This is a genomic window from Actinomadura sp. NEAU-AAG7, from assembly GCF_018603865.1.
Taxonomy (GTDB): domain Bacteria; phylum Actinomycetota; class Actinomycetes; order Streptosporangiales; family Streptosporangiaceae; genus Spirillospora; species Spirillospora litoris.
This window is the reverse complement of the sequence record NZ_JAHFZY010000002.1, coordinates 70,152-81,187: the sequence shown is the minus strand read 5'-3', so window position 1 is coordinate 81,187 and position 11,036 is coordinate 70,152. Positions and strand designations below refer to the sequence as shown.

The following is an 11,036-nucleotide window of genomic DNA, read 5'->3' as shown; positions in this document are numbered from 1 at the left end:
AGAAGGATCGCATGCCGGGCGAACGCTGACCAACGCCCTCGGATAGGGTGCGCGACGAAGGAGAGCGATGACCCACGAACAGGCGTCCGCCGCGACGGGGACGACCGGCACCCCACCGGCGGAGACGCCCGCCCCGATGCCCGCCGCCCTGCTGCGCGCGGCCCGCGCCGCCAAGGGCTTCATGCCCGACGCCGAGGGCCTCGCCCTGTACGAGACGGCCCTGCGCTACGGCGCGCGGCTGGCCGAGGCCGGCCCGATGCTGGAGGTCGGCAGCTACTGCGGCAAGTCGGCCGTCTACCTCGGCACGGCGGCGCGCCGGGCCGGGACCGTCGTCGTCACCGTCGACCACCACCACGGCTCGGAGGAGAACCAGGCGGGCTGGGAGCACCACGACCCGTCCCTGGTCGACCCCAGCACCGGGCGCATGGACACCCTCCCCACCTTCCGCAGGACCATCGCCGCCGCCGGGCTGGAGGACCACGTCGTCGCGGTCGTCGGCCGGTCCCGGACCGTCGCCTCCCTCTGGCGGACGCCGCTGTCGCTGCTGTTCATCGACGGCGGCCACGCCGCGGAGCACGCGCACGGCGACTACGAGGGGTGGGCGCCGCACATCGCGGCCGGCGGCGCCCTGGTGATCCACGACGTCTTCCCCGACCCGAGGGACGGCGGCCGCCCTCCCTACGACGTCTACCTCCGCGCCCTGTCCGGCGGGGCCTTCGAGGAGCGCCGCGCCGAGGGCTCCCTCCGCATCCTGGAGCGGACCGGCGCCCCGCTCGCCCTGTAGGCCGGCGGAGGCCGGCGGAGGTCAGCGGAGGTCAGCGGGGGACGGGCAGGAGGGCGCAGCCGCAGGCGGCCGGGTCGGAGGCGTCGCAGGGCCCCAGCGGGCGGCCAGCGACCTCCTTGAACAGGCGCGCGCCGGGGGACGCGCCGTCCAGCGCGTCCGCCGCGAGCACGACCGCCGCCGCCGTGTAGGTCGAGCGGTCGCCGGGGAAGTGGCGGCGGTGCTCGAACTGCCAGCCCGTCCAGTAGGAGCCGTCCTCGTGCCGGAGGTGCTGGATGCTCGCGAACAGCTCCAGCGCCCCGTCTCGGTCGCCCGCCGCGTCCAGCGCCATGACCAGCTCGCAGCTCTCGGCCGCCGTCACCCACGGCTGGTCGGACACGCAGCGGCAGCCGAGCCCCGGCACGACGAAGGTGTCCCACCCGGCGGCGAGCCGCCGCGCCGCGTCCGTGCCCCGGACGGGCCCGCCGAGCACCGGGTAGTACCAGTCCATCGACCAGCGGCTCTTGTCGGCGAACGCCTCGGGGTGCGCGGCGACCACATGGCCGAGCTGGTCGGCGGCCAGCTCCCAGTCGGGCCGGTGCTCGCCGAGCCGCTCGCCGAGCGCGACCGCGCAGCGCAGCGACTGGTAGATGGACGAGCAGCCGGTCAGCAGCGCGTGGTCGGAGGCGGCGCCGTCCTCGCCCCGGATCCAGATGATCTCGCCGCGCCGGGTCTGGAGCCCGAGCGCGAAGTCGACCGCCCGGCGGACCGCCGGCCACATGCGCCGCGCGAACCCCTCGTCCCCGGTCATCAGCAGCTCGTGCCAGACGCCCACCGCGACGTAGGCGGCGTGGTTGGACTCGCCGCCCGGCTCGGTCACCTCGCCGAGGATCCACTTCGCGGGCCACGACCCGTCCGGCCGCTGGACGCCGCGCAGCCACTCGTACGCGCGCCGCGACTCCGCGCGCAGCCCCGCCACGGTGAGCGCCATCGCGGCCTCGACGTGGTTCCAGGCGTCCACGTGCCCGGGCACGCCTCCGGTGGGGGAGAACCAGGGGATCGCGCCGGACGCCTCCTGCTGCGCGGCGATGCTCCGAGCCGTCGCGAGGACGTCGTCCGCGCCGACCACGCCCGGGACCGACGGGAGGTCAGAGGGCATCCGCCGTCTCCCTGGCCGGGGCGGACGGCGCGCCGCCCGGCGCGGCGGGCTTGCCGAGGTAGACGACGACGCTCTTGCCGATCACGGGGTTGAGGGCGCGCTCGGCCAGCCGGGTCGCGAGCGGGCGCTTCATGATGTCCCAGACGAGGACCCTGTGGTAGGCCTTCGCGAGGGGGTTCGCGTCGTTGTCCACCCCGACGGCGCACTTGATCCACCAGTACGGGGCGTGCAGGCCGTGCGCGTGGTGGTGCCCGCCGACCCGGAAGCCGACCGCCTTCAGCTTGGCCTCCAGCTCGGCGCGGGTGTAGATCCGGACGTGCCCGCCGGGCGCGGTGTGGTAGTCCTCCGACAGCGCCCAGCAGACCCGCTCGGGCAGCCAGCTCGGCACCGTCACCGCGAGCCTCCCGCCCGGCCGCAGGACGCGCAGCAGCTCCCGCATCGCGCGCATGTCGTCCGGGATGTGCTCCAGCACCTCGGCCGCGACGATCCCGTCGAAGTGGTCGTCGGGGAAGGGCAGGTCGAGCGCGTCGCCGCGCACGGTCTCGGCCGACGCGCCGTCGGGCACCTCGCCTTCCAGGCGCATCGCCCCGAACATCGCCTCCACGCCCGCCAGCTCGTCGGCGTCCTGGTCGAAGGCGACGACGCGCGCGCCGCGGCGGTACAGCTCGAAGGCGTGCCGTCCGGCGCCGCAGCCCAGGTCGAGGACGCGCTCGCCGGGGGTGACGCGGAACCGCTCGAAATCCACGGTCAGCAGGGTCGTGCTCCTTCCGTACGGGGCGCCGCGAACGGCCCCCTGGTGGCCGGCGCGGTGCCCGGCGTGGTGCCCGGCGCGGCCCGCCGGGGTCAGCGGCGCGCGGCCAGCCGCCGGTAGCGCTGCTGCTCGATGGCGGCCCGGTAGTGCCCGACGGTCGCCTGCGCCACGGCGGGCCAGGCGAAGCGCTCCTGGACGCGGGCGAGACCGGCGGCGCCGGCGCGCTCGCGCTCCTCGGCGGAGTCGTGCAGGCGGCGCAGGGCGGCGGCCAGCTCCTCGGCGTCGCCGGGCTCGACCAGCACGCCCGCGTCGCCGACGACCTCGGGCAGCGCCCCGGCGCGGCTGGCGACCAGCGGCGTCCCGGACGCCATGTGCTCGACGGCGGGCAGCGAGAACCCCTCGTACCGGGACGGGACGACCGCGATCTCCGCCGAGGCCGTCAGCTCGCCCAGCTCGCCGTCGCTGATCCCGTGGACGAACCGCACGCGCTCGCCGAGCGCGAGTTCGCGGACGAGCCGCTCGGTCGGGCCGTCCTTCTGCGGGCGGCTCACGACGACCACGTGGACGTCGCGCTCGGTGGCGAGTTTGGCGACCGCGCGCAGCAGCACGTCCACGCCCTTGATCGGCGCGTCCGCGCTGGCCATCGCGACGATCCGGCCGGGGACCCGCGCGCCGCGCGGGTGGAAGATCCGGGTGTCGACGCCGAGCGGCAGGATCTCGATGTCGCGCGGGTCGACCTTGAAGTCCTTGACGATGTCGACCTTGGAGGACTCCGAGACCGTCAGCACCGTGCCGATCCGCCGCGAGACCTGCGACTGCATCGCGACGAACCCGTACCAGCGGCGCTTGCCGAGCCGCTCCAGGACGCCGCCCGCCGCCTCCAGCTCGATCCGCCGGTCCACGCTGATCGGGTGGTGGATGCTGGTGACCAGCGGCAGCCCGAGCCGGGCGATGCCGAGGTTGCCGAGGCCGAGGACCTGGTTGTCGTGCGCGACGTCGAAGTCGCGGCGGCGCCTCCTCAGCTCGCGCAGGACGCGGATGCTGAACGTCAGCGGCTCGGGGAAGCCGCCGGTGCGCATGTGGGCGAACTCCAGCACGTCGACCCAGTCGCGGAACTCGGCGCGCGCGGGGGTGCGGAACGGGTCCTCGTCGCGGTACAGGTCGAGGCTGGGGATCTTGGTGAGCGCGATGTCGTCGCGGTCGAGCTCGGGGTAGGGCTGCCCGGACAGGATCTCCACGGCGTGCCCGAGGCCGGCCAGCTCGCGGCTCAGGTGCCGCAGGTAGACGCCCTGGCCGCCGCAGTGCGGCTTGCTCCGGTACGACAGCAGGGCCACCCGCAACGGCCCGTCCGCGTCGCCGCCACGCCAGTCCTCGCCCACGCACCACTCCCGTCAGTCGCGGGACCCCGGTCGCACACGCACCGGCGTCCCCAGGACACCGCCGATGAAACTAGACCTTAGCCTCCGCACGTTACGGCTGAGTTCAATATTGGGCATGGCGTCCAAAAGTGTTCCGAAGAGCACATCAGCGGCAGAGTGCCGGACCGCCGCCGCGCGGGTCGGGCCCGCCGGGACGTCCATCATTCGCCCCGGATGATCCCACGGACTGATCGCCCGGTGTGTCGGGGGCGTCACAGCGGGCAGTCACACCGGGATGAAGGCGATCACGGTGGTTCCCGGCCGGCCCGACCAGGTGCGGGTGGAGGAGCGGCCCGACCCCGTCCCGGGGCCGGGCGAGCTGCTGGTCGAGGGGCGGCTGCTCGGGATCTGCGGCACCGACCGCGACATCGTCGAGGGCGACGGCTACGGCTGGCCGCCGCCCGGACGCGACCGCCTCGTGATCGGGCACGAGTCGCTCGGGACGGTGCTGTCGGCGCCGCCGGGCAGCGGGTTCGCGGAGGGCGACCTGGTCGTCGGCCTCGTGCGGCGCCCCGACCCCGTCCCCTGCGCGCCCTGCGCGAACGGCGAGCCGGACTTCTGCCGCAACGGCCGCTACACCGAGCGCGGCATCAAGGAGCTGGACGGGTTCGGCGCGCGGCGCTGGACCACGGAGGCGGACTACGCGGTCAAGCTCGATCCCGCGCTCGGCGACCGCGGCGTCCTGCTGGAGCCCGCGGCGGTGCTCGCCAAGGCGTGGGAGCAGACCGACCTGATGTTCACCCGCTCGTCGTGGCGGCCCCGGGTGGCGCTGGTGACGGGCGCGGGGCCCATCGGGCTGCTCGCGGCGCTCCTGGCCGTCCGGCGCGGCCTGGAGACGCACGTCCTCGACATCCGGGACAGCCCGGCCAAGCGCGCGCTGGTCGAGGACCTCGGCGCCGCCTTCCACACCGGCGACGCCGGCGGCCTCGGCGTGACGCCGGACGCGGTGATCGAGTGCACCGGGAACGGCCCGCTGGTGTTCCGGCTCACCGAGGTCGTCGCGCCGGACGCGGTGATCTGCCTGACCGGCATCTCCTCGGGCACCCGCGCCGTGCCCGTCGCGGCGGACGCGGTCAACCGGGAGCTGGTGCTGGAGAACACCGTGCTGGTCGGCTCCGTCAACGCCGCGCGGCGCAACTTCCGGCAGGGCGCGGACGCGCTGGCCAAGGCCGATCCCGGCTGGCTGGACCGGCTGATCACCCGGCGCGTCCCGATGGAGGGCTTCGCCGAGGGCCTGCGCGAGCACGGGGACGACATCAAGGTCGTGGTCGACCTGCGGGCCTGAGACCGGCGTACCGGGGGAGGGGGGCTGACGTGCAGGGATATTCCGGCGCGCCGGTCGCGGAAGGGCCGGTCGGGGGGATCTCGGCCGAGGGGCGGCGGCGGATCTGGTTCCACGCCGTCCTGATCGCGGTGGGCGGCTTCCTGTTCGGCTTCGACACCGGCGTCATCTCCGGGGCGCTGCTGTTCATCAAGACCGACTTCCATCTGAACTCGTTCGAGCAGGGCAGCGTCGTGAGCGTGCTGGTCCTCGGCGCGATGGCGGGGGCGCTCGGCTCGGGCCGGATCGCCGACCGGATCGGCCGCCGGTGGATCTTCTGCCTGGAGGGCGTCGTGTTCCTCGTCGGGACCGCGATCGCCGTCCTGTCGACCGGCTACGGGATGCTCGTGGCGGGGCGGCTGGTGCTCGGCCTCGCGGTGGGCGCCGCGTCGGCGACGGTCCCGCCCTACCTGGCGGAGATCTCGCCGAAGGAGATCCGCGGCCGGCTGCTCACCCTGAACCAGCTCATGATCACGATCGGGATCCTCATCGCCTACCTGGTCAACCTGGTCTTCTCCGGCGGCGGGACGTGGCGGGCGATGATCGGCGTCGGCGCGGTCCCCGCCCTGGTCATGGTCGTGTCGGCGGTGCGGGTGCTCCCGGAGTCGCCGGAGTGGCTGCTCGCCCACGGGCGGCGGGCGCAGGCGCGGGCGCTGGTCGCGTCGGTGAGCGACGGCGAGACCGCCGACCGGCTGATCCGGCGGCGCGAGGAGCGGCTCCGGCGGGCCCGCGAGCAGGCCGACCCCGCCGACCGGGACGCCACCGGGTGGCGCGCGCTGCGGGCGCGGCGGGTGCGCCCCGCGCTCGTCGTCGGGCTCGCGCTGGCCGCCGGGCAGCAGTTCGGCGGCATCAACACGATCATCTACTACGCGCCGACGATCATCGAGGAGTCCGGGCTGACCGCCTCGAACGCCATCGTCTACTCGATCGCGATCGGCGCCATCAACCTCGTGATGACGCTGGTCGCGATCCGGCTGATCGACCGGCTCGGGCGCCGCGACCTGCTGCTCGCCTCGTTCGCGGCGATGGCGGCGACGATGGGGCTGCTCGGCCTGGCGTTCGTCGCGGGCTGGACGTCCGGCGTGTCGCTGCTGTTCATGGTCCTCTACATCGCCGCGTACGCGGGCGGGGTCGGGCCGGTGTTCTGGACGCTGATCGGCGAGCTCTTCCCGCCCTCGGCGAGCGCGACGGGCTCCAGCGCGTGCACGGCGGCGAACTGGGCGTCCAACTTCACCGTCAGCCTGGTCTTCCTGCCGGTGGTCTCGCTGATCGGCGAGGGCGAGACCTTCTGGATCTTCGCGGTGATCTCGCTGGCCGGGCTGCTGTTCACCGCGCGGTTCGTCCCGGAGACGAAGGCGCGCGACTTCACCGAGGTGGACCGGGATTTGCAGGCCCGCTTCGGCGCGGGACGCCCCGGCCGCCGGATCGCCGGCTGATACCCGCCGGAAACAAGCGCTGACCTGGCCTTCGGCCCCGCGGCCACCGGGGCGGCACCGGACGGCCGGGTTGTTGATTAGTGCCGGATCATCGGCAGTCCGTGACCGATATCGGAATACCCGCCGAAACGGTCGCTACGATTCGCCGATGCTGAGCAACATGGTTGGGAATACGGCAGAGAATTCACGGACGCTTCCAGACCTTTGCGCCGACTTCATCGAGACCACCCGGCGCCACGACTGGGACGCGGCCGGGCTCGCGCACGACGCCGCGATCTTCCGTGCGCAGGAGGCGGACACCGCCGAGCGGACGCAGGCCCTGGCCGTCCTCGCGCCGGTGCTCGCCGACGTCGCGCTGGGCGAGGGGCCGGACCTGGCGATCCTGGCCGGCGGCCTCATGGACCTCGGTGCCGACCCCGGCGCGGCCCTCGAAGCGTTGACCGCCCGCGTCGCCGAGTGCCTGGAGCTGGCCGCGCGCTTCCCGGCGCTGTGGGACAGCGCGGGGGGCACCGAGCTTCCCTCCCCCGAGGACAACGCGCAGGTCCCGGTGGTGCTGGACCGGCTGAACGCCGACCCCGACGGCCTCGCGCTCCCACCCGTCGAGGCCGGGCACGCCACCGAGGCGTGGTTCACCGCCGCGACGTGGGCGCAGAGCCTCCTCGTCCCGCTGCAGCACCGCGAGGTGCGGGACTCGCTGCCGAACCGCGAGCGGCTCACCGCGGCGGCCGAGACGGCGTCGGGGCTGCTGCCCGCCGCGTCCTGGGTGAACGGCCTGCTCCGGGTGCTGGACGATGAGACGCTGATCGTCCTGCACCGCCCGACCGGCAGCGGCTACCGGCTCACGATCGGGGGCATCGGCGACAACTTCCAGCTCCACACGCTGCTCGCCGCGACCCTGATCGGCGGCGGCCACATCGAGGGCACCCCGCCCGACCCGGAGTGGGTGACCGCCGCGACCGACGGCCAACCGCGGCCGGTGGGCGGCATCGAGGGCCGCTTCAACCTCGTCGACGGCCACGGCGAGTGGATCTGGAACGAGGGCCGACCCGCCGACATCCCCCTCCTGGACGGCCACCGCGTGATCGTCCTCGACCCGCCGGCCTACCCCCGCGCGTGGGACACCGGCCGCCTCTACCCGCTGATGCGGCCCACGATCACCCTCGACCACGTGCTGACGCCGGACGAGGCCGCGGGCTGGACGGCCAGGATCGCGCCCGCGAACAACCCCTGACGCTCCCCTCGGACGACGGCGGCCGGACGCGCACCGCCGGGACCAGCGCGGCCGGGGCGGGCTCGTCCGGGCCGGATACCGGCCGCCGGTTCAGTGGCCCTCGTCGCGGCCTCCGCCGTTCCACCACGCGACGGCCTTGTCGACGGCGATGCCGGTGACCCAGAGGTCCTCCGGGTCGTCGGGCATCAGCACCTCGCGGAGCGCGTCGTCGAGCTGCCAGGAGCCGGTCTTGGCCGCGTGCCCGCCGGTCTCCGGGTCCTGGAACAGCGCCTCGACATCGGGCGGCAGCAGCGAGCGCTCGTGGTCGCGGCCCACCGTGAACGGGTACCCGCACGCGGCGGACGCGGCGGTGGGCACCGGCAGCCCCGTGCGCTCGGCCAGCGACCGGATCGCCGCCACGTCGTAGGGCGCGGGCCCCCGCTCGGCGATCAGCCGCAGGAGGCGGGCGATGCGGTCGGCCCCGCCCCACCCCTGCGGCTTGGGCCGGTACCTCTCGTGCCAGCCGGGGAAGGTGAAGTCGCGGAACGTGCCGTCCGGGGAGTACTCGACGGCGACGGAGTCCTTGTGCGGGTGGTTCTGGAACGACAGGACGATCATCGCGCCGCCGGGGGTCCGCCAGACGCGGCCGACCGGGTCCTGGGTGGCCTGGGCCGCGAACCACAGCCGCCGCCACCGGCCGCTCCCGTCGCCCCAGGGCGTGTTCCCCCAGGCGGCGAGCGTGTCGAGCAGCCTGGCACGGGCGTACTCGGCCGTCCACGGCATGGCCGCGAGCAGCGCCTTGCCGCCGAGCGCCCCGAACGGGAAGTACACGCCGGGGGCGGTCTCGGGCAGCTCGACGCGCCCGACCGGGTGCGGGGTGTCGTAGGCGGGGCCCGTGCCGGCCGCCTCCTCCAGCACCTCCGCGAGGTACCGGACGGCCACGACCTGCCCGACCGACCGCCCCGGCCGCAGGTCGGGCCGCGTACGCAGGCGCGCGGGCAGCACGGCCGGATGGTCGGTGCCGAGGGCGTCGTGCAGGCGCAGCACCCGGAACAGGCAGGCGGCGGCGCGCCGCGCCAGCTCGGCCACCCCGTTCAGCAGCCGGGGGTCGGTGACGTCGGGGAGGACGCGGGGCAGCTCCTCCTCCAGCTCCTTCGGGTGGACGAGCGCCGCGTCGACCAGCCGGGCGACGTCCGCGCGGTCGACGCGGCGCAGTGCCGCCGACCCGGCCGGGTCGGTGGGGGAGAGGTGCGGCCAGAAGCCGGGCGGCGGCATGACCTCTTCGCCCTGCACCGGGTCGTAGTGCACCCGGACGGTCGGCCGCCCGTCGGCGACCAGGCTGAGGAGTCCGCGGTCGAGCGTGACCAGCACGGGCGAGTCGGCGCCGGGGAACGTGACCTCGACGGCGGCGGGGCTGCGCGGCCACCGGGTCTCGGCCGCCGCCGCGCCGTCCGGCACCTCCAGGCCGCCGTCCACCAGCCGGTAGGTCTCGGGGCGCCGCCCGTTCAGCCGCGACAGCCAGAACTCCTCGCCGTCGTGCCACGGGAACGTCGCGCCGGGGAACTCCCCGTCGCGGCGCCGCACGGTGCCGCCGGGGCCGTGCACCTCGACGCGCTTGCCCGCGATGCCGAGCGTCAGATGGTCCTCGTGCAGGACGACCGTGACCGGCGACGCGCCGACGTTCGGGAAGCGCAGCTCCTCCGGGACGCCGGCGCGCAGCGCCCGCCACAGCGCGTCGACCGGGTCGGTGACCTCCACGTCGGCGAGCGCGTCCCTGACCGGCGACGCGGTCGCGGCCAGCGGGGTCAGCCACGGCAGCGACCGCTCCAGCCCGAGCAGGTCGCCGGCCGCGCATTCGGCCTTCCACCCGTCGGTCAGCTCGGTCAGCACGCGCCGGATCGGCGGCCGCGCCCACAGCGCCGTGAGCACCGCGGGGTAGTCGACATTGTCGTACCTGCCCACCTGCTCGGCGTAGGCGGCGAGCTGGGCCCGCGCCGAGCGGTCGGTCTCCACCTTCGCGGCGAACGCGGTGAAGTCCGCGGCGTCGGACGTCCAGTGCGGCGCGTCCGCCTTGAGGGGCGCCTTCCGCCGTCCGGTGAGGGGGTCGGCGTCCGGGTCGAACCAGCGCCCGAGCGAGGGGAACACCCGGTCGCCGGCGGACCCCGCCAGCCGCATCAGCTCGGCGGCGGGCTGCGCGCCCAGCTCGACGAGCCACCGCCTGGACAGCCGCCGCCCCGCGTCGACCAGCCCGAGCAGCAGCAGCCACCTCCGGTGGTGCTCGGCCCGGGTCTCGGGGTCGTCGTAGAGGTCGGGCCGGGCCGCGATCAGCAGGTCGAGGAACTCGGGGTCGCCGGCGAGCCGCCGCAGCGCCCCCTCGACCGCCTCCCACACCGGCAGCGGCGCCCTGGCCAGCAGCCCGCCGCGCAGCAGCCGCGCGGCGATGTGGCCGGTCTCCTCGGCCTCCTCCACCCCGGCGGCCCGCGCGACCGGCAGCAGGTCGGCGACCACGTTCGGATACGGGACGACGCCCGCGTCGAGGAACGCGCCCAGCGCGGCGCGCGCCCATTCGTGCGCGACCGCGGGCTCGGGGTGCATCGCCAGCCGCCGCAGGTGATCGTGCAGCAGCGTCGCGGTGATCACCCCGTGCGGGACGAACTCCACCAGCGTCCGCTGCACCCGGGCCGTGTCGATGTCGAGGTCGAACAGGCGGTGGTGGGCGTCCTCCACCTCGCGGGCCCGGCCGAACAGGAACGCCGCCTGCTCGACCTGCCCCGCCTCCGCGAACCGGAGCGCCGCGCCGTCGAGGAACGCGGGCACGTCCGCCGCGGCCCGGCCACCCGCGATCCGCAGCGTGCGCGCCCGCGCCTCGCGCGGATCGTCCGCCCCCAGCGCCACCGCATCCGAAACATCCGAAACGTCCACCCTCACCCCTCCCGATCACCGCGCCGCGAGCCTAGCCACCCCCACCGACACTCGCCGTC

The 11,036-nt window shown here is 75.1% G+C and carries 8 protein-coding genes; 4 read left to right on the top strand and 4 right to left on the bottom strand.

The genetic code is table 11. The features are described from left to right. Window positions 1–136 precede the first annotated feature (136 nt). The gene (locus KLI87_RS09760) at window positions 137–784 is read left to right on the top strand and encodes a class I SAM-dependent methyltransferase (RefSeq protein ID WP_214617365.1); all 648 of its coding nucleotides are present in this window, start codon (window positions 137–139) and stop codon (window positions 782–784) included. Window positions 785–815: 31 nt separating this feature from the next. On the opposite strand, the gene KLI87_RS09755 is transcribed toward KLI87_RS09760, so the two are convergent. The 3 genes from KLI87_RS09755 to KLI87_RS09745 all read right to left on the bottom strand — a co-directional run bounded on the left by KLI87_RS09755 (window position 816) and on the right by KLI87_RS09745 (window position 4,049). Further along, entirely contained in the window at window positions 816–1,919 is a 1,104-nt protein-coding gene (locus tag KLI87_RS09755; RefSeq protein WP_214616725.1) for a prenyltransferase, read from the bottom strand. Beyond that, on the bottom strand, window positions 1,909–2,673 hold the full coding sequence (locus KLI87_RS09750; protein ID WP_214617363.1) for a class I SAM-dependent methyltransferase: 765 nt from the start codon (window positions 2,671–2,673) through the stop codon (window positions 1,909–1,911). The genes KLI87_RS09755 and KLI87_RS09750 overlap by 11 nt, the downstream gene beginning before the upstream one ends. An 89-nt stretch (window positions 2,674–2,762) precedes the next feature. After that, window positions 2,763–4,049 (bottom strand): glycosyltransferase family 4 protein, encoded by a 1,287-nt coding sequence (locus KLI87_RS09745; RefSeq protein WP_308165926.1) that lies wholly within the window; start codon window positions 4,047–4,049, stop codon window positions 2,763–2,765. Between the two features lie 274 nt (window positions 4,050–4,323). On the opposite strand from KLI87_RS09745, the gene KLI87_RS09740 reads away from it, so the two are divergent. From KLI87_RS09740 to KLI87_RS09730, 3 genes are all read left to right on the top strand, one after another. Next, on the top strand, window positions 4,324–5,373 hold the full coding sequence (locus KLI87_RS09740; protein WP_214616724.1) for a glucose 1-dehydrogenase: 1,050 nt from the start codon (window positions 4,324–4,326) through the stop codon (window positions 5,371–5,373). Between the two features lie 29 nt (window positions 5,374–5,402). Further along, on the top strand, window positions 5,403–6,845 hold the full coding sequence (locus KLI87_RS09735; protein WP_214616723.1) for a sugar porter family MFS transporter: 1,443 nt from the start codon (window positions 5,403–5,405) through the stop codon (window positions 6,843–6,845). A gap of 148 nt (window positions 6,846–6,993) precedes the next feature. Further along, window positions 6,994–8,076: a hypothetical protein gene (locus KLI87_RS09730; RefSeq protein WP_156221956.1), complete on the top strand. Its 1,083-nt coding sequence runs from the start codon at window positions 6,994–6,996 to the stop codon at window positions 8,074–8,076. Between the two features lie 90 nt (window positions 8,077–8,166). Here KLI87_RS09730 and KLI87_RS09725 read toward each other — a convergent pair whose 3' ends face one another. Continuing rightward, a complete protein-coding gene (locus KLI87_RS09725) occupies window positions 8,167–10,977 on the bottom strand; it encodes a hypothetical protein (protein ID WP_214616722.1) in 2,811 nt (936 codons plus the stop codon). Between the last annotated feature and the right edge of the window lie 59 nt (window positions 10,978–11,036).

Bases quoted from the DNA above. Each gene is read 5' to 3' on its own strand.
- KLI87_RS09760 (WP_214617365.1), top strand. From the start codon at position 137: ATGCCCGCCGCCCTGCTGCGCGCGGCCCGCGCCGCCAAGGGCTTCATG.
- KLI87_RS09755 (WP_214616725.1), bottom strand. From the start codon at position 1,919: ATGCCCTCTGACCTCCCGTCGGTCCCGGGCGTGGTCGGCGCGGACGAC.
- KLI87_RS09740 (WP_214616724.1), top strand. From the start codon at position 4,324: ATGAAGGCGATCACGGTGGTTCCCGGCCGGCCCGACCAGGTGCGGGTG.
- KLI87_RS09730 (WP_156221956.1), top strand. From the start codon at position 6,994: ATGCTGAGCAACATGGTTGGGAATACGGCAGAGAATTCACGGACGCTT.